The sequence below is a fragment of the Arthrobacter jiangjiafuii genome, from assembly GCF_018622995.1.
Taxonomy (GTDB): Bacteria; Actinomycetota; Actinomycetes; order Actinomycetales; family Micrococcaceae; genus Arthrobacter_B; species Arthrobacter_B jiangjiafuii.
The window spans coordinates 1,594,845-1,618,149 of the sequence record NZ_CP076022.1 but is presented as its reverse complement, the minus strand read 5'-3'; the positions used below and the strand labels follow the sequence as shown (position 1 = coordinate 1,618,149).

Here is a 23,305-nt window from a genome sequence, read left to right as displayed (position 1 = left end):
ACAACACCTGCAGGCCTGCCCCTACAGCGGCGTAATCGCCCGGTCGCTCGGCGCCACCGGAGCGGGCAGGCGGGTGGAGCCCATCAGCCACTGGTCCACGGCCGCCGCGCAGGCCCGCCCCTCGGCGATCGCCCACACGATCAGGGACTGCCCGCGGCCGGCATCCCCGGCGGCAAAGACACCGGGGGTTTTTGTCATGTAGTAGCCGTCACGGACCACGTTGGTGCGCTCGTCGAACTCGGCCTGTACCTGCTCGGCCAGCCCGGCCGGTTCCGGGCCGGTGAAGCCCAGGGCCAGGAAGACCAGGTCCGCCGGCAGCACGCGTTCGGTGCCTGCCTTGGGCACGCGCCGGCCGTCCACGAACTCGGTCTCGGCGATCTTCACCCCGGTCAGCTTCCCGTTCTCCCCCACGAACTCCACGGTGGACGCGAGGTAGGTCCGCTCCCCGCCTTCCTCGTGTGCGCTGGCGGTTTCGAACAGCGTCGGGTACATCGGCCACGGCTGGTGCGCGGCGCGCTCGGCCGGCGGCTGCTTGCCGATCGCCAGCGTGGTCACCGACGCGGCCTGCTGGCGGTGGGCGGTGCCCAGGCAGTCGGCGCCGGTGTCGCCGCCGCCGAGGATGATCACGTGCTTGCCCTCGGCGTTGATCTGCCGCTTGACCTGCTCGCCGGCCACGACGCGGTTGGCCTGCACCAGGTATTCCATGGCGAAATGCACGCCATCCAGCTCGCGGCCGGGGATCGGCAGGTCGCGCGGAACGGTGGAGCCGGTGGCGACGACGACGGCGTCATACCGGCGCCGCAGCTGCTCCCAGCTGATGTCCCGGCCCACTTCGACACCGGTGCGGAACCGGGTGCCCTCGGCGCGCATCTGGTCCAGCCGGCGGTCCACCTGCAGCTTTTCCATCTTGAAGTCGGGGATGCCGTAGCGGAGCAGCCCGCCGATCTTGTCGTCACGCTCATAGACCGCCACGGTGTGTCCGGCGCGGGTGAGCTGCTGGGCGACGGCCAGGCCGGCCGGTCCGGAGCCGACGACGGCGATCGTCTTGTCCGTGAGCCGCTCGGGGGCGTGCGGGGTCACCCAGTTCTCGTCGAAGGCCTGGTCGATGATCGAAACCTCAACCTGCTTGATGGTCACCGCGGGCTGGTTGATGCCCAGCACGCAGGAGGCTTCGCAGGGAGCCGGGCACAGCCGTCCGGTGAACTCCGGGAAGTTGTTGGTGGCGTGCAGCCGTTCAATGGCCTCGCGGCCCTTGTGCCGGTACATCAGGTCATTCCATTCCGGAATCAGGTTCCCCAGCGGGCAGCCCTGGTGGCAGAACGGAATGCCGCAGTCCATGCAGCGTCCGGCCTGTTCCTTCAGGACACCCTTTTCCTGGGCCTCGTAGACCTCTTTCCAGTCCATGATGCGCACGGGTACGGGCCGGCGCGGCTGGGTCTGGCGTTCGCGTACTTTCAAGAATCCGCGTGGGTCAGCCACCGGTTACCTCCAAGATTCGGGTCCAGGCTTCGGCGCCGTCGGGGTCAAGACCCGCTTCGGCGGCGGAAGCGCGGGCATCCAGCACCGCTGCGTAGTCACGCGGCAGCACTTTGGTCATGCGGCGGGCAGTTGCGTCGAAATCCTCCAGCAGGGCGGCGGCCAGCGCGGATTCGGTCTCTTCGACGTGCTGCACCAGCAGGCCGCGGACAATGTCGGCGTCCTCGGCGTCCAGCGGTTCCAGGCGCAGTTCGCCCTTCTCCAGCGCGTCCTTGTTCATCCGCTCTGGCTTGAGGTCCAGCAGGTAGGCGGTGCCGCCGGACATGCCGGCGCCGAAGTTGCGGCCGGTGGGGCCCAGGATCAGTGCCTGTCCCCCGGTCATGTACTCGCAGCCGTGGTCGCCGATGCCTTCGACGACGGCGGTGGCCCCGGAGTTGCGGACCAGGAAGCGTTCGCCCACCTGGCCGCGCAGGAACATCTCGCCGCTGGTGGCGCCGTAACCGATCACGTTGCCGGCAATGACGTTCCGCGCGGCGTCGAACACGTTGGCGCGGTCCGGGCGGACCGTGATCCGGCCGCCGGACAGGCCCTTGCCCACGTAGTCGTTGGAGTCCCCGAGCAGGCGCAGCGTGATGCCGGCCGGCAGGAACGCGCCGAGGGACTGTCCGGCCTGGCCGGTGAGGGTCACGTCGATGGTGTCGGTGGCCAGGGTGTCGACGCCGAACGTCTTGGTCACGGTGTGCCCCAGCATGGTGCCCACCGAGCGGTCGGTGTTCACCACGTCCAGGGTGATGCGCACCGGGTTCCGGTTGGACAGCGCGTCGGCGCTCATTTCGATCAGCTTGTTATCGAAGTGCGAGTCCAGGTCGTGGTTCTGCGGCACCATGTTGCGCATTGGTGCGCCTGCCTCGACGACGTCGGGCCCGCGCAGGATCGGTTCCAGGTCCAGGCCGTCGGCCTTCCAATGCTCGATCGCCGCCTTGGTGTCCAGCAGTTCGGTGTGGCCGATGGCCTCTTCCAGGCTCCGGAACCCGAGTTCGGCCAGGATTTCGCGGATCTCCTCGGCAATGAACTCGAAGAAGTTCACCACGAACTCGGGCTTGCCGGAGAACCGGGCCCGCAGTTCGGGGTTCTGCGTCGCCACGCCGACCGGACAGGTGTCCAGGTGGCAGACGCGCATCATGATGCAGCCCGAAACCACCAGCGGAGCGGTGGCGAAACCGAACTCCTCGCCGCCAAGCAGCGCGGCGATCACGACGTCGCGCCCGGTCTTGAGCTGCCCGTCCACCTGCACCACCACGCGGTCGCGCAGGCCGTTGAGCATCAGTGTCTGCTGGGTTTCGGCCAGGCCGAGTTCCCACGGGGCGCCGGCGTGCTTGAGCGAGTTCAGCGGCGAGGCGCCGGTGCCGCCGTCGTGCCCGGAAACGAGCACGACGTCGGCCTTGGCCTTGGTCACGCCGGCGGCCACGGTGCCGATTCCGGCCTCGGAGACCAGCTTGACGTGGACCCGGGCGCTGGGATTCGAGCGCTTCAGGTCGTAGATCAGCTGGGCGAGGTCCTCGATGGAGTAGATGTCGTGGTGCGGCGGCGGGGAAATGAGTCCGACGCCGGGCGTGGAGTGCCGGGTGCGGGCCACCCACGGGTAAACCTTCTGCGCCATCAGCTGGCCGCCCTCGCCGGGCTTGGCGCCCTGGGCCATCTTGATCTGGATGTCGTCGGCGTTGGTCAGGTACAGACTGGTGACACCGAAGCGCCCGGAGGCGACCTGCTTGATCGCCGAACGGCGTTCGGGATCGAGCAGCCGCTCCACATCCTCGCCGCCCTCGCCGGTATTGGACTTGGCGCCCAGCCGGTTCATGGCGATGGCCAGGGTCTCGTGCGCCTCCTGCGAGATGGAGCCGTAGCTCATCGCGCCGGTGGAGAAGCGCTTGACGATGCTGGAGACCGGCTCCACCTCGTCGATCGGCACCGGGGTGCGGCCGGCGGTGTTGAATTCGAGCAGGCCGCGCAGGGTCATCAGCGACTTGGACTGGTCATCCACGCCGTTGGTGTAGGCCTTGAACACGTCGTAGCGGCGTTCGCGGGTGGCGTGCTGCAGCCGGAACACGGTTTCGGGGTTGAACAGGTGCGGCGGGCCTTCGCGGCGCCACTGGTATTCGCCGCCGTTTTCCAGCGGCCGGTGCGGATCCTCGATTTCGTCGTCGGGGTAGGCACTGGCGTGCCGGGCGGCGGCTTCGGCGGCAATGACATCCAGGCCGACGCCGCCGAGCTGGGACTGGGTGCCGTGGAAGAACTCGTCCACCAGCTCCTGGCCCAGGCCCAGGGCTTCGAAGGTCTGGGCGCCGCAGTAGGAGGCCACGGTGGAGATGCCCATCTTGGACATGATCTTCAGGACGCCCTTGCCCAGGCCCTTGATCAGGTTGGCCACGGCCTCTTCACGGCTGACGCCGGTGATGTCGCCGTTGCGGACCAGTTCCTCGCAGCTCTCCATCGCCAGGTACGGGTTCACGGCGGAGGCGCCGTAACCCATCAGCACGGCGACGTGGTGCACCTCGCGGACGTCGCCGGCTTCGACCAGCAGCGAGATCTTGGTGCGGTTGGCGCTCTTGAGCAGGTGGTGGTGCACGGCGGAGAGCAGCAGCAGCGACGGGATCGGCGCCCACTGCGCAGTGGAGTCGCGGTCCGAGAGCACGATGTACTCGACCCCGCGGTTCACGGCGCCGGAGACCTTCTCGCAGATTTCCGCGATCCGGGCGCGCAGTTCCGCCTCGCCGCCCTGCGGCCGGTACAGGCCGCGGACCTTCAGCGAGACCTTCTCGCCGTCGGCGTTGGTCAGCTTGCTGATCTTGGCGAGCTGGTCGTTGTTGATCACCGGGAAGTTCAGGGCGATCTGGTGGTTGCGCACCTGGCCGGTGGCCAGCAGGTTCCCCACCGGACCGATGGAGGCGCGCATGGAGGTGACCAGTTCCTCGCGGATGGAATCCAGCGGCGGGTTGGTGACCTGCGCGAAGGACTGCACAAAGTAGTCAAAGAGCAGCCGCGGGCGCTGGGACAGCACGGCAATCGGGGTGTCCGAGCCCATGGCGCCCAGGGGTTCGGCGCCGGTGCGGGCCATCGGGCCGAGCAGGATGCGCAGTTCCTCCTGCGTGTAGCCGAAGGTCCGCTGGCGCCGGTTGATGGAGGCCTTGGTGTGCAGCACGTGTTCGCGCTCGGGCAGTTCCTCCAGGGAGACCTGGTTTTCCTTCACCCAGTCCGCCCACGGATTCGCGGCGGCCATTTCGGCCTTGATTTCGGCGTCTTCGATGAGGCGGCCGGCCTCGGTGTCGACCAGGAACATCTTGCCCGGGGAGACGCGGCCCTTGCGGACCACCTTCGCGGGGTCGATGTCCACCACGCCCACCTCGGAGGCGAGCACCACCAGGCCGTCTTCCATCACCCAGTAGCGGGCCGGGCGCAGGCCGTTGCGGTCCAGGACCGCTCCGACCTGGGTGCCGTCGGTGAAGGACACCGCGGCGGGTCCGTCCCACGGCTCCATCAGCATGGAGTGGTACTGGTAGAAGGCGCGGCGGGCCGGATCCATGGTGGCGTGGTTTTCCCAGGCCTCGGGGATCATCATCATGATGGCGTGGGTGATCGGCCGGCCCGAGAGCATCAGCAGCTCGGCGACCTCGTCGAAGGATGCCGAGTCGGACGCGCCAGGGGTGCAGATCGGGTACAGCTCTTCCGGGGTCTCCCCCAGCAGCGGGTTCTTCAGCTGGGACTGCCGTGCGCGCATCCAGTTGCGGTTGCCCTTGACCGTGTTGATCTCGCCGTTGTGGGCGATGGCGCGGAACGGCTGGGCCAGCGGCCAGGACGGGAAGGTGTTGGTGGAGAAGCGGGAGTGCACAATGCCCAGCCGGGTCTTGAACCGCGGGTCGGACAGGTCCGGATAGAACGGCTCCAGCTGCGCGGTGGTGAGCATGCCCTTGTAGACCATGGTCTTGGAGGACAGCGAGGGGAAGTACACGCCGAACTTGTTCTGGGAGCGCTTCCGCACGCGGAAGGCGCGGGCGTCCAGGTCGGAGGCGTCGCCGTCGGCCGGTGCCAGGAAGACCTGGACGAAGTACGGCATGCAGGCCCGGGACATGGCGCCGACCAGGTCGGCGACGATCGGCACCTCGCGCCAGCCCAGGACGGTCAGGCCCTCGGATTCGGCGATGGCCTCCACGCCGGCGCGGGCGGTGTCCTGTTCCCGGCCCTCGGTGGGCAGGAAGGCGGTGCCGACGGCGTATGTGCCGGGGGCGGGCAGTTCGAAGCCGGTGACGGCCCGGAAGAATTCGTCGGGGACCTGGGTGAGCAGGCCGGCGCCGTCGCCGGTGCCTTCATCGGCGCCCACGGCCCCGCGGTGTTCAAGGTTGCGCAGTGCGGTCAGGGCAGCGTCGACAATGTCGTGGCCCGGTTCTCCGCGCAGTGTGGCGATGACGGCAAGGCCGCAGGCGTCTTTTTCGTTCTCGGCACGGTACAGCCCGGAGTCCGGCGGAAACGCGGCAAAGCGGGTGAACGGCGAAACGGCGGAATCTCCGCCGGGCGGAAACAGTTCAGTCATGAGAGAGTCCTTCCCCCTGATCGAGCGGTGGGAGGGGACGGCGCTGGCCCCACGGCGGACGAGAGGAACGTTCCGCGGTGTACTTCAGTACTTCACGAAGAGGGGCGCCGGGTTGTCCCCGTGCCGGCTCTTCGGGCTGCCACATCTACGTGGCATGAGCACCCGCCGGGAGGGTAACCCGGCCGGTGCTACTTGGCAGTACCCGGAGTACCGGGCTTGCGAGGATTGACGTCCTCGTTTTTTGTCTCTGCGAGATTAGCACGCGGCTGTGACGCAGATGATACCGGAGCCGAATTCTGCTCATCTGTTTCGTTCCTGTGATCTTCGGGCGTCGGTCCGGTTTCAGCCTCAGGTTCCCGGCCGGGCAGGTAAAGGGACGTGTTTGTATCCTTCTTGGCCCGGATTGTCAGGAATATGAACATGCCGATGGAGATGACAAAGAGCAGGACACTGGTCCAGACATTGAGCCGTTGTGTGACGCCGAAGAGCGTAACCATTTCGGCGTCGTCGATGCGCAGGATTTCGATCCAGAGCCGGCCAAGGGTGTAGAAAGCGGCGTAGATCCAGAACAGCCGCCCACCGCGCAGCTTGAACCGCTTGTCCAGGGCCAGCAGCAGGACTACCCCGGCCAGGCACCACAGCGACTCGTAGAGGAAGGTGGGGTGGAAGAGCGTGCCCGGTGCGGTTCCGTCCGGGAAGTTGGCGTTGTTGGCGTCGATTTCCAGGCCCCACGGCACGTCGGTGGGGGCGCCAAAGAGCTCCTGGTTGAACCAGTTGCCCCAGCGGCCCACAGCCTGCGCCAGCAGCAGCCCCGGGACTCCGACGTCGGCGTAGGTGGAAAGCTTGATGCCCGCGCGCCGGCAGCCGATCCAGGCGCCCACGGCACCGAGGGCCACCGCACCCCAGATACCCAGCCCGCCGCGCCAGATCTGGGGAATGAGCGACAGGTCGCCGTTGGCGCCGAAGTATGCGTCCGGTGAGGAGATCACGTGGTAGAGCCGGCCGCCGATGATGCCGAACGGAATGGCCCAGATGGAGATGTCCCAGACCGCCTCTTCGGGCAGTCCGCGGCGCTTCCAGCGCACGGAGGTCATCCACAGGGCCAGGATGATGCCGGCCAGGATGCACAGCGCGTAGGCGTGGATGGTGAGCGGTCCCAGCGAGATGCTGCTGAAGTCCGCGGGCGGGCTGGGGATGCTGGCCGGGGCCGTCACGGACATCAGGTTCATTAGTTGCTCTTCCGGGTTCCGGTGCTGAGTTCTCGGGTTAGGTCGGCCACTGCGCGAACGCCGCCGTCGCGCAGTGCGGCCACCAGTGCGGTGCCCACGATCACGCCGTCGGCGTACGCGCCGATCTCCTGGACATGCCCGGAGTTGGAGACACCCAGGCCGACGCAGACGCGCTGGGCACCGGCGGCGCGGGCGGCGGAGACCACGTCCTTGGCGGCGGTGCTCACGGAACTGCGCGCCCCGGTGACGCCCATGATGGACACCGCGTAGACGAAGCCGCGGCTGGCCGCGACGGTGCTCTTCATGCGCTCCTCGGTGGAGGACGGTGCCACCAGGAAGACCCGGTCCAGGCCGTACTTGTCCGAGGCAGCCATCCATTCGGAGGCCTCGTCGGGGATGAGGTCCGGAGTGATCAGGCCCGCTCCCCCGGCTTCGGCCAGGCGGCGGGAGAATTCATCGACGCCCATGCGCACCACGGGGTTCCAATAGGTCATCACCAGCACTGCGGCGTCGGTGGCGGCGGTAATGCCGGCGACGACGTCGAACACCTCGGCCACGCGGAAGCCGTTGGCCAGGGCCTCGGTGGTGGCGGCCTGGATGACGTGGCCGTCCATCACCGGGTCCGAGTAGGGGATACCGATTTCAATGAGGTCGGCGCCGTTCTCTGCCAGGGCGATGCCGGCGTCGATGGTTTCCTGGACCGAGGGGAATCCCGCGGGCAGGTAACCGATCAGCGCGGCGCGGCCGTCTGCGGCGGCCCGGTCAATGGCTGCGGCGGACTTGCTGGCGCTCTGGATAGCCGTGCTCACAGCTGCTCCCCTTCTTTGGCGATTTCTGCTTCTGCGGACTTTTCATCCAGCAGGTTGAACCATTCCGCGGCGGTGGCTACGTCCTTGTCGCCGCGGCCGGAGAGGTTCACCAGCACGATCTTCTGCGAGGCGTCCTGGTTCCCGTCGGTGCCGGCCTCGGCGGCAAGCCGCTGGCCCACCTTGATGGCGCCGGCCAGCGCGTGCGCCGACTCGATCGCCGGGATGATGCCCTCGGTGCGGCAAAGCAGGCGGAAGGCGTCCATGGCTTCGGTGTCGGTGATGGGTTCGTAGGAGACCCGGCCGATGTCGGAGAGGTAGGAGTGCTCCGGGCCAACGCCCGGGTAGTCCAGGCCGGCGGAAATCGAGTGCGATTCGACCGTCTGGCCGTCTTCGTCCTGCATCAGGTAGGACCGGGCGCCGTGCAGCACGCCGGGCCGCCCGAGGGTGATGGTGGCGGCGTGGCGGCCGGTTTCGACGCCGTCGCCCCCGGCCTCGAAGCCGTAGATCTTCACCTCGGGGTCGTCGAGGAAGCCGTGGAAGATGCCGATGGCGTTGGAGCCGCCGCCAATGCAGGCGCAGACGGCGTCGGGCAGCCGTCCTGCCTGTTCCAGCATCTGGGCGCGGGCCTCTTCGCCGATGACTTCGTGGAAGAAGCGGACCATGGCCGGGAACGGGTGCGCGCCGGCGGCGGTGCCGAGCAGGTAGTGGGTGTTGTCCACGTTGGCGACCCAGTCCCGCAGCGCCTCGTTGATCGCGTCCTTGAGGGTCTGCGAGCCGTGCGTCACGGGAATCACCGTGGCGCCGAGCAGTTCCATCCGGGCGACGTTGAGGGCCTGCCGGCGGCAGTCTTCGGCGCCCATGTAGACCACGCATTCCAGGCCGAGCAGGGCGGCGGCGGTGGCACTGGCCACGCCGTGCTGGCCGGCACCGGTTTCAGCGATGATCCGGGTCTTGCCCATCCGCTTGGCCAGCAGGGCCTGGCCCAGGACGTTATTGATCTTGTGCGAACCGGTGTGGTTCAGGTCTTCGCGCTTGAGGAAGATCCGCACCCCGCCGGCATGCTCGGAGAAGCGTTTGGCCTCGGTGAGCAGGGACGGACGGCCGGAGTAGTTCTTGTTCAGCTCAGCGATCTGGGCGCGGAACTTGGGGTCGGCCTTGGCCTTCTCGAAGGTGTCTTCCAGCTCGTCGAGGGCAGCAATCAGGGATTCGGGCATCCATCGGCCGCCGTATTCACCGAAATAGGGACCGGGGGCGTGGCGCAGCGAGCCGTGGGTGTTCAGGAACGCGTCTGCCACCTCCTCGGTAACCGTGCCGGCGGCGGCACGCCGGGCGGCCTCCGCGGGAGCGGTATCGGTGGGGCTGGCTGCGGCGTGGCGGTCGGCAGTGGTCTTGCCTGCGGACTGTGCTGCGCCTGTCTGTTCCGGATTCCCGGTCATGGAGCTGGTTCCTGTCCTGCTGTGGTCCGGGCGGCGGGGCCCGGACAAGGAATTGTTGCGGTTCTCTCAGCCTTTGCCGTGGACGCGCCGGGCGGCCAGCGCCTGGGCACCGGTGCGGGTGAACTCGGCGATGGTGGCAGCGGGATCGTTGTGCCGCACCAGTGCCTCGCCGACGAGGACGGCATTGGCACCCTCGGAGGCGTAGTGCCCGACGTCGGCCGCGTCGCGGACACCTGATTCGGCCACGACAACCGCGCTGGCGGGGATGCTGGATGCCAGCGACGCGAAGACCGAACGGTCAACGTCGAGGGTTTTCAGGTTCCGCACGTTGACGCCGATGATTTTGGCGCCCACGGCCACGGCACGGTCGATTTCCTCGGCCGTGTGTGTTTCCACGAGGGCGTTCATGCCCAGTTCGTGGGTGAGGTCTAGGAAATCCTGCAGCCGGGTGTCGTCCAGGGCTGCCACGATCAGCAGCACCAGGTCGGCTCCGTGTGCGCGGGCTTCCCAGATCTGGTATTCGTCCACGGTGAAGTCCTTGCGCAGCAAGGGGATGTCCACTGCGGCACGGACGGCGTCGAAGTCTGCCAGCGAGCCGCCGAAGCGGCGCTCTTCGGTGAGCACGCTGATCACAGCTGCTCCGCCGTTTTCGTAGCTGGACGCCAGCGACGCCGGATCCGTGATCTCGGCAAGGGCACCCTTGGAGGGGCTGCTGCGCTTGACCTCGGCGATGACGCGCAGAGTGTCCTCCCGGGCGTCACCGCCGCCGAGCGCGGCAAAGGCATCCAGGGCAGGAGCGGCCGCGCGGGCACGCTGGCGCATCTGCTCCAGCGGTACCGTGCGCCGGCGTGCCTCGAGATCCTCTGCCACGCCGGCGACGATGTCGTCCAGAACGCTCATTTAGTGACCGTTGTTGGAGAGCTTCGAGCCGCCTACGCCGTAGCCGGCCTTCCGCAGGATGAAGCCGACCAGCAGGCCAGCGGCCATGACGCCCAGGCCGATGCAGAACCAGAGCACGCTGGCTACGATGTAGCCCCAGCTGGAGATGCCGGCGCCCACGATCATGATCAGGACGCAGGTCCAGGCGGCGGGGGTGTTGCCGTGGCCGATGGTTTCATCGTGGATGCTGGCGTGGACCTCGGCCTGGTTCTCCGGCTTGGTGTCAACGTTGGTTTCAGTGGCGTTTGAGCCCATGGTAATTCTCCTCTAAACGAATCTGTTTCCATTCTGCCATTGACTGGCGGAAACTCTTTCACATGTTGCACTTCAGTGCGCCGGGCATCGGGGCTTCGGACGCTTGAAGCAGGTGTCAGCGGTACGTGGTGGGGTCATCCCCGCGCGTGAGCCGGTCCCAGCTGTCAATGTCGTCAACCGGAGCCTCACCCTCGTCAGCGGCTGATGAACCCGGCGCCGGCGCCGTCGTCGCGCCCTCCCCCGCCGGCGGACCGGCGGGGGCACTCCCGTCGGCAGTGGTTCCGGCGTCCGCCGGCGCGGGAGCCGGGGCGTAGCGGCGGGAGGACGTCCAGCTGCGGCTGGCCAGCGCCATCCAGATCCCGCCCAGGGCGATCAGGATGCCGGCAGCCAGGGCGAGCCACGGCATGACGGTCAGGGTCACCACGGTGTCGGTGGAGCCGCTGACCCCGATGGCCTGGCCGATGGCGCCGGCAGCGCCCTGCAGCGGATCACTGATGACGGTGTAGCTGGCCGCGACAACGCCTACGCCGGCCACCAGCAGGATGACGCTGACGATCCAGCGGGCAATCGGGCCGGCAATGGACGCTGCCAGTGCGGCGGTGATGGCGACAACGGCAAAGGCGGTGACCGCGGTGGCGGCATCGGAACCGGAGACGGCCAGGTCCGGGGTCTGGACGGCCGTGGCGGGCAGCTGGACGTTCAGCCAGGTGCGCGTGGTGGAGGCAAAGGCCGCGATGCCGAAGAGCACCGCTGCCATGATGACGATTCCCTTGCGCTGCCACCTCTTGGTGGGTGTGCTCACTGCAGTACTTCCTGCTCTGGGTTTGGGTTGTGGAGTGTGGGGTTCTCGCCGGAGACGGCTTCCAGGCTCTTGGCGATCAGTGCCGCGCGCAGCGGGGCCGCCGCCTTGTTGACCGTTTCCTGCGCTTCGGCTTCCAGATCGGAGTCGGCGACGATTCCGCCGCCTGCCTGCACAAAGGCCTTGCCGTCGCGCAGCAGCGCGGAGCGGATGGCGATGGCCATGTCCATGTCCCCGGCGAAGTCGAGGTAGCCGATCACGCCGCCGTAGATGCCGCGCCGGTGCGGTTCCAGTTCGTCCAGCAGGCGCAGGGCGCGGGGCTTGGGCGCACCGGAGAGGGTGCCGGCCGGGAAGGTGGCGGCGAGGACGTCGTAGGCGCTGTGCTGCGGGGAGAGTTCGCCGACGACGGTGGAGACCAGGTGCATGATGTGGCTGAAGCGCTCCACTTCCATGAACTGGGTGACGTCCACGCTGCCGGGCACGCAGACCTTGGACAGGTCGTTGCGGGCCAGGTCCACCAGCATCAGGTGTTCGGCGCGTTCCTTCTCATCCGCCAGCAGTTCCTCGGCCAGGGCGCGGTCCGCCTCCTGCGTCTTTCCGCGGGGCCGGGAGCCGGCGATCGGATGGGTGATGGCTTCGCTGCCGGTGACCGTGACCAGGGCTTCGGGTGAGGAGCCCACGACGGCGAACGGGTTCCCGCGTGAGTCCTCGAAATTGAACAGGTACATGTACGGGCTCGGGTTGGTGTTGCGCAGCACCCGGTAGACGTCCAGCGGCGAGGCTTCGCATTCCATTTCGAAGCGCCGGGAAATGACCACCTGGAACACTTCCCCGTCCACGATGGCCTCCTTGCCGCGCTGCACGGCCTTCGTGTATTCGGGCTTGGGCCAGGATTCCTTGACCCCGTCGGTCAGCGTGGTGAGGTCCACGGTCCCGCCGGCGAGTACCGACACCGGCTGCGGGGTGGGCTCGGCCAGCCGCTGCAGCATGGATTCAACGCGGGCGACGGCGTCGTGCCAGGCCTCATCGACCCGTTCATTGGAGCCGTCGAAGTTGATGGCGTTGGCCACCAGCATCACGGTGCCGTTGGAGTTGTCATGGATAGCCATGTCCGAGACCAGGTTCATGGCCAGTTCCGGCAGGTCCAGGTCATCGGCGGGCGGGTTGGGCAGTTTCTCCCAGCGGCGCACGGTGTCCCAGCCGACAAAGCCGACCAGGCCGGAGGTGAACGGCGGCATTCCCTCGAGGCGTTCGGTCTGCAGCAGCTCAATGGTGCGGGCCATGGCCTGCACCGGATTCCCCTCCAGCGGCACCCCGGCCGGCGGCTCGCCGAGCCAGTGGGTTTCGCCGTCGTGCGTGGTGAGGGTGGCGCGGGAGGACGCGCCGATGAAGGAGTAGCGCGACCAGACACCGCCCGCGGCTGCGGATTCCATCAGGAACGTACCGGGGGCGCCGGCTGTGAGCTTGCGGTAGATCCCGATCGGGGTGTGGGCGTCGGCGAGCACGCTCAGCTGCACCGGCACCACGCGGTGCTCGGCGGCCAGGGCCCGGAATTCCTCCAGGCCGGGGCGGATTACTCCAAGATCCTGCATGTCTATGGGCTTCTTTCCGGGTCGGCGCTGGGGTCGGGCAGGGGTTTTACGAAAGGCTCACGGCGCCTTGGGTCAGGACGCCTGCTGCGTCAGGACCGGCAGGTCACGGCCGTCAAAGCAGGTGTGGGTTCCGGTGTGGCAGGCAGCGCCCACCTGGTCCACGCGGACCAGCAGGGCATCGCCGTCGCAGTCCAGGGCCACAGACTTGACCCACTGGACATGGCCGGAGGTATCCCCCTTGCGCCAGTATTCCTGCCGGGAGCGGGACCAGAAGGTCACCCGGCCGGTGGTCAGCGTGCGGTGCAGTGCTTCGTCGTCCATCCAGCCGAGCATCAGCACCTCGCCGGTGTCATGCTGCTGTACGACGGCGGCCACCAAGCCGGCGTCGTCGCGTTTCAGGGCGGCGCTGATCGCCGGGTCCAGGCCCGGTGCCTGCGGGAATTCGGAGGGTGAGTTTAGGGAAGACATCGTATCGATTCTAGTGGCTCGGACTGCGGCGCACCCCATGGGCCTGTCACCCGCGCAGATCGGCGCTTAACGTGCTAGTTTCAGCAGTGATGCGATTTGTACAACCCTCCCGTGAAGTCCTGGCCGAAACGTTGCTTGCGGCCGGTCCTCAAGCGCCTACTTTGTGCGAAGGCTGGCAGACCAAAGACCTGGCCGCCCACCTGTATCTCCGGGAGCACAAGCCCGCCGCTGCCCTGGGCTTTTTCCTGAAGCCCTTCGCGGCCAAGACGGACAAGGCCATGGAGGAGACGGCGCAGAAGGCGTCCACCACCGAGGGCTACGCCAAGCTGGTCAGCGCTTTCCGCTCCGGGCCGCCGCGTCTGTCCCCCATGAGCATCAAGGCCGTGGACAACAGCGCCAATCTCACCGAGTACTTCATCCACACCGAAGACGTGCGCCGCGCCGGAGACCGCTGGGCTCCCCGCGCCCTGGATGCGGATTATTCCGACGCACTGTGGGCAGACTTGATCAAGCGTGCCGCCCTGCTGTACCGAGGCGTGGATCTGGGCATTGTCCTGGTCCGGCCGGACGGTCCCCGCCATGTCGCCAAGCGCGCTCCGGTTTCTGTGGCCATCATCGGCGAGCCGGGTGAGCTGCTGATGCACGCCCACGGCCGTACCAAGCAGGCCCTGGTCATGTTCGAGGGCCAGCCCGACGCCGTCGCGCTTCTGGAAAGCGCCGATATCGGGCTCTAGCCAGCCACCGCGAAGGGCGCCCCCACTGGACAGTGGAGCGCCACATCCCCCGTCACCGTTGGATGAGAAGACCCCGCTTCCCTTGAAAACGAAGGGAAGCGGGGTCTTTTGGTTCATAGGGAGGGGGCCCGGCGTTAGCCGGCGGGATCGGTGTCCGGTTTCTGCGGACGCTCTCCGGCGGACGCCGCCCCGGCGTCACCGGTTTCGTGCCGGTCCTTCTTCTTACCGAACGGCAGGACCTTCATCAGCGGGTGCAGGATCGCCATGACCACCAGGCCCCAGGCAAGTCCGACGACGGCCGAGCAGAGCGTGTTGACGAGCCAGCCGAGGAAACCGCCCACAACCGCAATACCGGCTACCGGATGTTCAAGGGCGTGGACCAGGTCGTACGGTGCGTGCCAGCCGAGGTCGGAGGCACCGACGAGCATGATGTGCCCGCCCACCCACAGCATGGCGACGGTTCCGACCAAGGTGATGGCTGCCAGCACGGCGGGCATGCCCTTCACCAGGAGTCCGCCGAGGCGCTGAGAACCTGCCGATTCTTTCTTGGCCAGATGCAGGCCGATGTCGTCCATTTTGACGATCAGCCCCACCGCCCCGTACACGAGGATGGTGATCGCAATGGCCACGACCACGAGGATGACCGCCCGGACCCAGATGGACGCATCGCCCACTTCGTTCATGGAGATGACCATGATCTCGCAGGACAGGATGAAGTCGGTGGTGATGGCTCCCTTGACCACCTTGGACTCGGCGTCGGGCCCCCGCTCTACCGCCGGTGCCTCCTTGTCCTCGTGGTGGCCGAAGAACTTGTGCCAGACCTTCTCCGCACCCTCGTAGCAGAGGTACGTGCCGCCGAGCATAAGAATGAAGGGGATTACGACGGGGATGAAGGCGCTGATCAGCAGCAGTGCCGGCAGGATGATCAGCAGCTTGTTCCGGAGCGAGCCCCAGAAGATGCGCTTGATCATGGGCAATTCGCGCGACGGGTCAGCTCCTGACACGTACTGCGGGGTCACCGCGGCATCATCAATGACGACGCCGGCGGCCTTCGCTCCTGCTTTCGCGGCTCCGGCAGCGATGTCGTCAACGGAGGCTGCGGCTATGCGTGCCAGGGCAGCGACGTCGTCCAGCAGGGCAACAAGCCCGCCGCTCACAGAACGCCTCCGCGCTGGGGTGGGACGGGGAGGTGTTCATAGTGGACGCCCTCGAGGCGTGAAACTGGCATGTCGAAATTATATAGGCCTGCTGTGCCCCCTCGCCGCAGTTCATCCATGGCCGGCAGGCCTCGTCACAGGCCTGCATCCTTAGCCACGCCTGGGTGAGCTCGCGCATCTGCCGTCCCCCGGCGTGGTTCATCCACTCAGTAATGGACGCCGCGGGACTCGGACGTACCGCCAATCTCCACACTATGGCTCATCTTGTTAGTCACTGCCGATCTTCAATGTGAAGGGAACACTTGCGAATCCCTACAGCATTGGCGAAGAAATGGTCGACGGCGACTGGGCCATGACCATCGACAGCATCGATCTGGACGCCAACGCAGAGATAGCAGCTACGGACAGCATTATTTCGAAGGTTGCCCCGGATCCCGGCAATACCTGGGTGATCCTTACGGTGACGTGGACATACAACGGCGATGAACCGGCAGAGGGTGGAACCAGTTTCAAGGTCGTAAACAAAAACTGGAACGACGCCTTCGATACCGACAACAGGTAACTCACGACATTCAACGACGTTTCGACGCTTAAGCCGGATGAGTCCAAGGCAGGACCCGCCGAGCCCGGTTTCTCGGTCACCGCTGAGGCGATCCTGCAGATGCCGGTTGAACATGCGAACAACTCGAGCATGATCGTTGCGCAGTTCAACCAGGAAGATCCCAATGAGTTCCTGGTGAAGATCGGCTAACTGGACTGCAGACTTCGCGCTTCGAGATCCTCTATGCCCCGGAGCGGTGAAGACGGGGACACGGACTGCAGCGACAAAGCCACTCATGCGGACCGTCAGCTGGGGAGGGCTCCGCCTTCCGCCAGGATCGCTTCCGCAAAAATGCACTGCCCGTAAATACAACCCAGAATAATTATCGGCCCGACGATGAACAGACCGGTTCGCTCCCATCTACGCATGTGATTCGCCGTAGGGCGCCGCGTTCCCTTCCAGGACAGGAAGAGAACTATTACCATTACCGCCATGGCAACAGGCATCGGAATACCCCGCCCGCTGTGACTGTACCTTCCCTGATAAGGCATCCGGGTGTCGAGAGGAACACTCTGGAATACGTAAACCGCAATCACCAGGCATATCAAGAAACCGACCAGATAAAGGGTGCCCATAATTTTCGCCGCTCGCTTGCCCAGCAGCAGATCCTGCTCGGTTAGTCGAGCCGGCGCGCCTTTAACATCGGTACCGGCTTTTCCGCCGTCATCATTTACTTTGCCCACAGCAAGAATCCGTTCTGCTCGGCTATTTGTTCGCCATTCTCAAGAATAGCCTCCCCAAGATGGTCGATGAGTAAGAGCAACGCCCCGGCCTATTGTCCGGGGCGTTGCTCTTACTCATGGCTCCGGTGAAGACGGGGACACGGACTGCAGCGACAAAGCCACTCATGCGGACCGTCAGCTGGGGCGGGCTCCGCCTTCCACCAGGATCGCTTCCGCAAAAAGACACTGCCCGTAAATACAACCCAGAATAATTATCGGCCCGACGATGAACAGGCCGATTCGCTCCCATCTACGCATGTGATTCGCCGTAGGCCCTCGCGTTCCCTTCCAAGACAGGAAGAGAACTATTACCATTACCGCCATGGCAGCAGGCATCGGAATACCCCGCCCGCTGTGACTGTACCTTCCCTGATAAGGCATCCGGGTGTCGAGCGGAACACTCTGGAATACGTAAACCGCAATCACCAAGCATATCAAGAAACCGACCAGATAAAGGGCGCCCATAATTTTCGCCGCTCGCTTGCCCAGCAGCAGATCCTGCTCGGTTAGTCGAGCCGGCGCGCCTTTAACATCGGTACCGGCTTCTCCGCCGTCATCATTTACTTCGCCCACGGCAACAGTCCGTTCTGCTCGGCTATTTGTTCGCCATTCTCAAGAATAGCCTCCCCATGATGGTCCATGAACGCAGACCCGCCCGGGGCAGAGAAGTGCGACCCAACGGCACTGGTGCCGCCAGTGAAGAGGAGTTCCAACGCATCCTGCTTTTCACCGGATGCCTCATTTCCAACATAGGAACCAACCATGGACGTCCCAGCAGCCACGATATGTTCCGTGCCCTGAGCGAAAGCGCCGGAGGACGGCAGCATCTGACGCGCCGGTACGCTTAGGCCCGCGCTGGTCCCACCTTCAACAAACGCGCCAAGGTAGCCCCGAAGATTGTGCTCGTCGGTGGTCAGGCCGTGCGTCGCCGTATTGGCCAAGGCGTCAACCGTACTGTCCGAGACGATATCCGTCACGATCTGGCGCCCTGGTAGTTGTGTCACGTAGTTCCCGACTGCAGGGTGGATGTGGGATGCTGCCTGGCTCAGTCTGGCGCCGGCTTGTGCAGCCACATTGGACACGGCAGCGCGCGACCCGACATTTCCCACTGCCTTGGAGACCAGGACACTTGCCTTGCCAGCCACCGGTCCCGCGATCAGCGCGCTGACCGTGTTGATGATCAGGTCGAAGGTGCTGGCCGGCTTCGTGAATGTCTCGGCGTCGCTGGAGGCGTAGTAATGCTCGGCACCAAAGCGCAGGCCGCCGTCCTGCTTGTTCAGCGATTGGGACAGCACGGACACTTCGGCGCCAGCTTCCCGCAGTCCGCGGTCTGGATGATCACCCGGTCGCGCTGAGAAGAACCACGAGCACTTCCGGATGATCTTTCCGCTACCGCTACCGCATCCGTCACAGTGCAGTCGAGTCTCATTTGGTGGCTCTTGTCGTAGGTCCCAACGATCGACGGGCCGACCAACATCATCGACAACGGCAGGAGGAAGGCGGGAATCCTGGTCCACAGTCACACCCGGTCTTTCCGCAATTGCTCCGGCGACTTCCGAAATGGATTCGCCGTTGTCTTTTCCGGTGGTGAAACGCCTGCCCCCTTCGCTTGGCCTTTTCTGCCGCTTGTTTTCTCCCCGTCGCTCAACTGATGGCTGCTATTCGGCTTCCACCGTGCCTGACGGGACTTTGGAACGGGGCGTCGGCTGGCACCTGCGCTGCAGGGGGCCGCATCTGTGTTGACACTCCCTTCTCCTCCCCCGCGCCCCGTCACATTCGCCCGCCAATCGGTGTGATTTGACTCACCTTCCCTGCCTTGTCATGATGAGTCCCGACCAACCAGTTGGTCGGTGCACCACCACAATGGATTTAGACATGGGGGATCAATGGGAAGTTCCACGCAAAGCCGGCCAGCCACTTCGCTGGAACACAGCGGCAAAGGGCTGGCCTCGGGGAAGCTGGGGTTGTTCCCCTCGACCGTGATCGGTCTGGCCTCCACCGCGCCGCTCTATTCACTGGCTGCCACGCTGGGGTTCATCGTGATGGCCGCCGGCGCCCAAGCGCCGGCAGCACTGATTGCCGCGTTCATCCCGATGTGCCTGACGGCCTTCGCCTACCGCGAGCTGAACACGGCGATCCCGGACAGCGGCACCGCGTTCACCTGGGCTGCAAAGGCCTTCGGCCCGCGTACCGGCTGGATGGCCGGCTGGGGTGTCATGGTGGCCGGGGTGATCGTGATGGCCAGCCAGACAGAGGTGGCTTCCAAATACCTCCTGCTCCTCATCGGAGACGGCTCGATTGCCGAGAACAAGTTTCTGGTTACGGCTTTTGGCGCCGTCATTATTGTGGCAATGACCTGGGTCTCTTACCGCAACGTCGAAACCGGCGCCTGGGCACAGTACCTGCTGATGGCCCTGCAGTATGCGGCGATCATCGCCTTTTGCATTGGTCTGTACTTCGCCATCGGGGCGGCTCCGGTCCTGGGCCTGCAGTTCTCCTGGGACTGGTTCAATCCCTTCGCATCGGATAATCCAGCCGGATTCATGCAGGCCGTACTGATTGCCATCTTCATCTACTGGGGATGGGACACCTGCCTTGCCCTGGCCGAAGAAACAAAGAACCCGCGCACCACACCGGGATTCGCTGCGCTGCTGTCCACCGTCATGCTGCTGGTGACCTACATCGGCATCACCGTGCTGGCCATGATGTTTGCCGGAGTGGGGACCGAAGGCAAGGGGCTGGCCAACCCGGACGGCGCCGAGGACGTGTTCTTCGCACTGCGCATTGACGCCCTCGGGTCCTGGGGCTGGCTGCTGGTCTTCGCCGTCGCGGTTTCGGCCCTGGCCACATGCCAGACGACGATTCTGCCCACGGCCCGCGGCACCTTGGCCATGGGTGTCTACGGGGCATTGCCCAAACGCTTTTCCACCATCAGCGCCCTCTACAAAACGCCCAGCTATTCCACGTTGTTCACCGGAGCCGCGTCCCTGGTGTTCTACGTGGGAATGACGATCATCTCCGGAGACATCCTGGCCGACACCATCGAAAGCACCTCGCTGGCGGTGGCCATGTACTACGCGATCACGTCCTTCGCCTGCATCTGGTACTTCCGCTCCAGCCTGTTCTCCTCGGCACGGAACATCCTGATGCGCTTCGCGCTGCCGCTGATCGGCGGACTCATGATGACCGGAGTGTTCCTGTACTCCGCAGTCAGCATGCTCGATCCGGAATACGGCACCACCACCGTCCTGGGAACCAGCGGCACCTTCGTGATGGGCGTCGGCTCCCTCGCAGCAGGCTTCCTCGTCATGGCCCTGTGGTCACGTCGGCCCGCTGCCCGCGACTACTTCGAGGGCCGCTCACTCAATGAGGCCACCCCAGTGCTGGTCCCCGAACACTAGACAGACCCCCCTCAGCACCACCATCTATTGAAAGCGAATCATCATGCATATCCTCATTCTCGGCGCCGGCGGCGTCGGTTCCGCTGCCGCCCGCATCGCCTCCCGCCGTCCGTTCTTCGACCGGATGACCATCGCGGATTACGATCCGGCCCGCCCGGAAACACTGATCCGGGCCATCGGGGACGCCCGCTACACTGCAGCGCAGGTTGACGCCTCCAACGAGGACAGCGTGGTTGAACTCATCCGCGCCAGCGGAGCAACCCACGTGCTCAACGCCGTGGATCCGCGCTTCGTCATGCCGATCTTCAACGCCTGCAAGACTGCCGGCGTCACCTACCTGGACATGGCCATGAGCCTCTCCGTCCGCCACGCCGAAGAGCCCTTCACCAAGACCAACATCAAGCTCGGCGACGATCAGTTCGCCGTGGCCGATCAGTGGGAGCAGGACGGGCAGCTGGCCCTGGTGGGCATGGGCGTTGAGCCGGGTCTTTCCGATGTTCTGGCCCGCTACGCCGCCGACGAGCTGTTCAGCGAAATCGAGGAGCTCAGCGTCCGCGACGGGGCCAACCTGACGGTGGAGGGCTACGAGTTTGCCCCTTCCTTCTCGATCTGGACCACCATCGAGGAATGCCTGAATCCCCCGGTGCTCTTCGATAAGGACAAGGGCGGCTGGTTTGCCGCCGAGCCGTTCTCGGACCCGATTACCTTCGAGTTCCCCGAAGGCATTGGCGAAGTCGAGTGCGTGAACGTGGAGCATGAGGAAGTCACCCTGATGCCCCGCTGGATCGACGCCAAGCGGGTGGACTTCAAGTACGGCCTGGGCAACGAGTTCATCGAGGTGCTCCGGACCCTGCACAAGCTGGGACTGGACTCGACCGAGCCCGTGACGGTGCGCGGCCAGCAGGTTTCCCCGCGCGACGTCGTCGCCGCCTGCCTGCCTGATCCCGCCACCCTGGGGCCGCTCATGAAGGGCAAGACGTGTGCCGGCGTCCTGGTGACCGGTACCCGCAAGGACGGGACGAAGGGATCGTTGTACCTGTACCACGTCGTCGACAATGAGGAGACGATGAAGCGCGACGATTCGCAGGCCGTGGTGTGGCAGACCGCCATCAACCCGGTTGTCGCTCTGGAACTGCTGGCCAACGGCACCTGGAAGGGTGCCGGCGTACTGGGTCCGGAGGCCTTCGATGCCAAGCCTTTCCTTGAACTCCTGGCCGCCGAGGAGCCCGCCGGATACGGTTCCGCGTGGGGTATCGTCGAGAAGTAAACCCTGAGCGCGCGGCGCACGTCATCCGATACGGATGGGTGCGCCGCCGCTTTCTTTCCCGGAGAACCAGTTAATGACCACAGGTACCAAGCAGGACAAGATCATCGACGCCTATGTGGAGTTGCTTTCCGAGCACGGAACCGCTGAAGCCACCATCGACGCAACCGCCCGGCTCAGCGGACTGTCGAAGGCAGGGCTGCTGCACCATTTTCCGTCGCGGCAAGCCTTGGACGATGGACTGGTCAGCCGCCTGCGCACCCTCATCGCTGAGGATGTGGCTGCCATGGCACACGACCCCAAACAGGCAGTGCACTACTACCTGGCGTCGTCACTGGACGACTCATCGTCCCTGGAACGCATGGTTGTGGCTGCCACCCGCCTGGCCCAGCGCGGGCATGAAGAAGCCGCCCAGGCGCTGAGGTCCGGCCGGGACCAGTGGTACGCCGTCCTGCTGGAGGCCCTGGGCGATCCGGCGCTGGCAAAACTCGCCCTGCTCGCCGGTGACGGCCTGAGCTACCACCAGGACATCACCCGTGGTGAACGCGACGGATTCGTCACGGCCAACACCCTGGACGAATTGGTCCCCCTATTGCAGAACCGTCAAACCGCCAGCTGAACGGCCACGGGAAAAGGGCGCCCCACCGGATCGGTGGGGCGCCCTTTGTCTGTTATAGCCAGACCAACAGAGCCGGAGCCGGAGCCGGACTAGATCGTCGCGGCGTCGATGACGAAGCGGTAGCGGACGTCGGACTTCAGCACCCGTTCGTAGGCGGTGTTGATTTCCGCGGCATCGATCAGCTCGACCTCGGGGGCGATGTTGTGCTCGGCGCAGAAGTCCAGCATCTCCTGGGTCTCGGCGATGCTGCCGATCCCCGACGACGCGAACGAGCGGCGGTTGCCCATGAGCGCGAAGACCGAGACCGGCAGCGGCTTGGGCGGGGCGCCGACGTTGACGATCGTTCCGTCCAGGCGGAGCAGGGACAGGTACTGCTGCATGTCCACCGGCGCGCTGACTGTGTTGATGATCAGGTCGAAGGTGTTCGCGAGCTTCTTGAACGTTTCGGCGTCGCTGGTGGCGTAGTAGTGCTCGGCACCAAAGCGCAGGCCGTCGTCCTGCTTGTTCAGCGACTGGGACAGCACGGTAACTTCGGCGCCCATCGCGGCGGCGATCTTGACGCCCATGTGGCCGAGTCCGCCCATGCCGACGACGGCGACCTTCTTGCCCGGTCCCGCGTTCCAGTGGGCCAGGGGCGAGTAGGTGGTGATGCCGGCGCAGAGCAGCGGGGCTGCGGCTTCATACGGGATGCTCTCGGGCACGCTCAGCACGAAGTCCTCGACGACGACGATGGCCGTCGAGTAACCGCCCTGCGTGATGGAGCCGTCGCGGTCCACGGCGGTGTAGGTGCCGGTATTGCCGTTGAGGCAGTAGTTCTCCATGCCGGCGAGGCAGTTCTCGCACTCGCGGCAGGAGTTGACCATGCACCCCACGCCCACCCGGTCGCCGACCTTGTGGCGGGTCACCTCGGCGCCGACCTCGGCTACGGTGCCGACGATTTCGTGGCCGACCACCTGCGGATAGGCGATGGGTCCCCACTCGCCGCGGACGGTGTGGATGTCCGAGTGGCAGACCCCGGCGTAGGCAATGTCGATGAGGACATCGTGCGGGCCGACGTCGCGGCGTTCGATCGTGGTGGGAACCAGCGGGTCGGTGGCTGAGGTGGCGGCGTAAGCGCGAGCGGTGGTCATACTTCTCCAAGCTGTGGGGGAACAGTGCCGAAAAAGGGCACTTAAAGCACAAGCCCGCTCCGGGGTGATTTATTTCCCTCCACCCTGAC

At 65.6% G+C, this 23,305-nt stretch carries 20 protein-coding genes; 5 read left to right on the top strand and 15 right to left on the bottom strand.

The genetic code is table 11. The features are described 5' to 3' along the window. Positions 1–21: 21 nt before the first annotated feature. The 10 genes from KKR91_RS07615 to hisI all read right to left on the bottom strand — a co-directional run bounded on the left by KKR91_RS07615 (position 22) and on the right by hisI (position 13,588). The gene (locus KKR91_RS07615) at positions 22–1,479 is read right to left on the bottom strand and encodes a glutamate synthase subunit beta (protein WP_210231084.1); all 1,458 of its coding nucleotides are present in this window, start codon (positions 1,477–1,479) and stop codon (positions 22–24) included. Beyond that, entirely contained in the window at positions 1,472–6,061 is a 4,590-nt protein-coding gene (gene gltB, locus KKR91_RS07610) for a glutamate synthase large subunit (protein WP_210231083.1), read from the bottom strand. The genes KKR91_RS07615 and gltB overlap by 8 nt, the downstream gene beginning before the upstream one ends. 188 nt (positions 6,062–6,249) lie before the next feature. Continuing rightward, positions 6,250–7,290, bottom strand: coding sequence for a prolipoprotein diacylglyceryl transferase (lgt, locus tag KKR91_RS07605; protein ID WP_210231082.1), 1,041 nt, complete (start codon positions 7,288–7,290; stop codon positions 6,250–6,252). After that, the gene (gene trpA / locus KKR91_RS07600; RefSeq protein WP_237687536.1) at positions 7,290–8,099 is read right to left on the bottom strand and encodes a tryptophan synthase subunit alpha; all 810 of its coding nucleotides are present in this window, start codon (positions 8,097–8,099) and stop codon (positions 7,290–7,292) included. Before trpA ends, lgt begins: the two co-directional genes overlap by 1 nt. Next, entirely contained in the window at positions 8,096–9,535 is a 1,440-nt protein-coding gene (gene trpB / locus KKR91_RS07595) for a tryptophan synthase subunit beta (protein ID WP_237687535.1), read from the bottom strand. Before trpB ends, trpA begins: the two co-directional genes overlap by 4 nt. Positions 9,536–9,601: 66 nt before the next feature. After that, positions 9,602–10,435, bottom strand: a complete 834-nt coding sequence (gene trpC, locus KKR91_RS07590; protein WP_210231081.1) for an indole-3-glycerol phosphate synthase TrpC — start codon at positions 10,433–10,435, stop codon at positions 9,602–9,604. Then, a complete protein-coding gene (locus KKR91_RS07585) occupies positions 10,436–10,729 on the bottom strand; it encodes an HGxxPAAW family protein (RefSeq protein WP_210231080.1) in 294 nt (97 codons plus the stop codon). It abuts the gene before it with no gap. 115 nt (positions 10,730–10,844) lie between these two features. Beyond that, positions 10,845–11,531 (bottom strand): Trp biosynthesis-associated membrane protein, encoded by a 687-nt coding sequence (locus KKR91_RS07580; RefSeq protein ID WP_237687534.1) that lies wholly within the window; start codon positions 11,529–11,531, stop codon positions 10,845–10,847. Then, positions 11,528–13,120 (bottom strand): anthranilate synthase component I, encoded by a 1,593-nt coding sequence (locus KKR91_RS07575; RefSeq protein ID WP_210231079.1) that lies wholly within the window; start codon positions 13,118–13,120, stop codon positions 11,528–11,530. Before KKR91_RS07575 ends, KKR91_RS07580 begins: the two co-directional genes overlap by 4 nt. Before the next feature lie 72 nt (positions 13,121–13,192). After that, a complete protein-coding gene (hisI, locus tag KKR91_RS07570; RefSeq protein ID WP_210231078.1) occupies positions 13,193–13,588 on the bottom strand; it encodes a phosphoribosyl-AMP cyclohydrolase in 396 nt (131 codons plus the stop codon). 89 nt (positions 13,589–13,677) lie between these two features. Here hisI and KKR91_RS07565 point away from each other — a divergent pair, with 89 nt between their 5' ends. Next, positions 13,678–14,322 carry a TIGR03085 family metal-binding protein gene (locus KKR91_RS07565; RefSeq protein WP_210231077.1) on the top strand — a complete coding sequence of 215 codons (645 nt, stop codon included), beginning with the start codon at positions 13,678–13,680 and terminating at the stop codon, positions 14,320–14,322. 134 nt (positions 14,323–14,456) lie between these two features. On the opposite strand, the gene KKR91_RS07560 is transcribed toward KKR91_RS07565, so the two are convergent. After that, complete coding sequence (locus KKR91_RS07560) at positions 14,457–15,479, bottom strand: DUF808 domain-containing protein (RefSeq protein WP_210231076.1); 1,023 nt, start codon at positions 15,477–15,479, stop codon at positions 14,457–14,459. A gap of 289 nt (positions 15,480–15,768) precedes the next feature. Between KKR91_RS07560 and KKR91_RS07555 the strand changes: the two genes are divergently transcribed. Further along, positions 15,769–16,041: a hypothetical protein gene (locus tag KKR91_RS07555; protein ID WP_210231075.1), complete on the top strand. Its 273-nt coding sequence runs from the start codon at positions 15,769–15,771 to the stop codon at positions 16,039–16,041. Between the two features lie 284 nt (positions 16,042–16,325). Here KKR91_RS07555 and KKR91_RS07550 read toward each other — a convergent pair whose 3' ends face one another. The 3 genes from KKR91_RS07550 to KKR91_RS17185 all read right to left on the bottom strand — a co-directional run bounded on the left by KKR91_RS07550 (position 16,326) and on the right by KKR91_RS17185 (position 18,103). Continuing rightward, complete coding sequence (locus KKR91_RS07550; protein ID WP_210231074.1) at positions 16,326–16,763, bottom strand: hypothetical protein; 438 nt, start codon at positions 16,761–16,763, stop codon at positions 16,326–16,328. A gap of 174 nt (positions 16,764–16,937) precedes the next feature. Next, the gene (locus KKR91_RS07545; RefSeq protein WP_210231073.1) at positions 16,938–17,375 is read right to left on the bottom strand and encodes a hypothetical protein; all 438 of its coding nucleotides are present in this window, start codon (positions 17,373–17,375) and stop codon (positions 16,938–16,940) included. Continuing rightward, complete coding sequence (locus KKR91_RS17185; RefSeq protein WP_420481426.1) at positions 17,363–18,103, bottom strand: hypothetical protein; 741 nt, start codon at positions 18,101–18,103, stop codon at positions 17,363–17,365. The genes KKR91_RS07545 and KKR91_RS17185 overlap by 13 nt, the downstream gene beginning before the upstream one ends. 585 nt (positions 18,104–18,688) lie before the next feature. On the opposite strand from KKR91_RS17185, the gene KKR91_RS07535 reads away from it, so the two are divergent. The 3 genes from KKR91_RS07535 (at position 18,689) to KKR91_RS07525 (ending at position 22,086) form a co-directional block, all read left to right on the top strand. Next, positions 18,689–20,203, top strand: a complete 1,515-nt coding sequence (locus KKR91_RS07535; RefSeq protein WP_210231072.1) for an APC family permease — start codon at positions 18,689–18,691, stop codon at positions 20,201–20,203. A gap of 43 nt (positions 20,204–20,246) precedes the next feature. After that, complete coding sequence (locus KKR91_RS07530; protein WP_210231071.1) at positions 20,247–21,470, top strand: saccharopine dehydrogenase family protein; 1,224 nt, start codon at positions 20,247–20,249, stop codon at positions 21,468–21,470. 73 nt (positions 21,471–21,543) lie between these two features. Next, entirely contained in the window at positions 21,544–22,086 is a 543-nt protein-coding gene (locus KKR91_RS07525; protein ID WP_210231070.1) for a TetR/AcrR family transcriptional regulator, read from the top strand. 89 nt (positions 22,087–22,175) lie between these two features. Here the strand turns inward: KKR91_RS07525 and KKR91_RS07520 are convergent, their stop codons facing one another. Beyond that, positions 22,176–23,216 carry an NAD(P)-dependent alcohol dehydrogenase gene (locus tag KKR91_RS07520; protein ID WP_210231069.1) on the bottom strand — a complete coding sequence of 347 codons (1,041 nt, stop codon included), beginning with the start codon at positions 23,214–23,216 and terminating at the stop codon, positions 22,176–22,178. Positions 23,217–23,305 lie beyond the last annotated feature (89 nt).

Excerpts from the sequence above, each read along its gene's own strand:
- gltB (WP_210231083.1), bottom strand. The coding sequence starts at position 6,061 with ATGACTGAACTGTTTCCGCCCGGCGGAGATTCCGCCGTTTCGCCGTTC.
- lgt (WP_210231082.1), bottom strand. The coding sequence starts at position 7,290 with ATGAACCTGATGTCCGTGACGGCCCCGGCCAGCATCCCCAGCCCGCCC.
- trpB (WP_237687535.1), bottom strand. The coding sequence starts at position 9,535 with ATGACCGGGAATCCGGAACAGACAGGCGCAGCACAGTCCGCAGGCAAG.
- trpC (WP_210231081.1), bottom strand. The coding sequence starts at position 10,435 with ATGAGCGTTCTGGACGACATCGTCGCCGGCGTGGCAGAGGATCTCGAG.
- KKR91_RS07585 (WP_210231080.1), bottom strand. The coding sequence starts at position 10,729 with ATGGGCTCAAACGCCACTGAAACCAACGTTGACACCAAGCCGGAGAAC.
- KKR91_RS07575 (WP_210231079.1), bottom strand. The coding sequence starts at position 13,120 with ATGCAGGATCTTGGAGTAATCCGCCCCGGCCTGGAGGAATTCCGGGCC.
- hisI (WP_210231078.1), bottom strand. The coding sequence starts at position 13,588 with ATGTCTTCCCTAAACTCACCCTCCGAATTCCCGCAGGCACCGGGCCTG.
- KKR91_RS07565 (WP_210231077.1), top strand. The coding sequence starts at position 13,678 with ATGCGATTTGTACAACCCTCCCGTGAAGTCCTGGCCGAAACGTTGCTT.
- KKR91_RS07535 (WP_210231072.1), top strand. The coding sequence starts at position 18,689 with ATGGGAAGTTCCACGCAAAGCCGGCCAGCCACTTCGCTGGAACACAGC.
- KKR91_RS07530 (WP_210231071.1), top strand. The coding sequence starts at position 20,247 with ATGCATATCCTCATTCTCGGCGCCGGCGGCGTCGGTTCCGCTGCCGCC.
- KKR91_RS07525 (WP_210231070.1), top strand. The coding sequence starts at position 21,544 with ATGACCACAGGTACCAAGCAGGACAAGATCATCGACGCCTATGTGGAG.
- KKR91_RS07520 (WP_210231069.1), bottom strand. The coding sequence starts at position 23,216 with ATGACCACCGCTCGCGCTTACGCCGCCACCTCAGCCACCGACCCGCTG.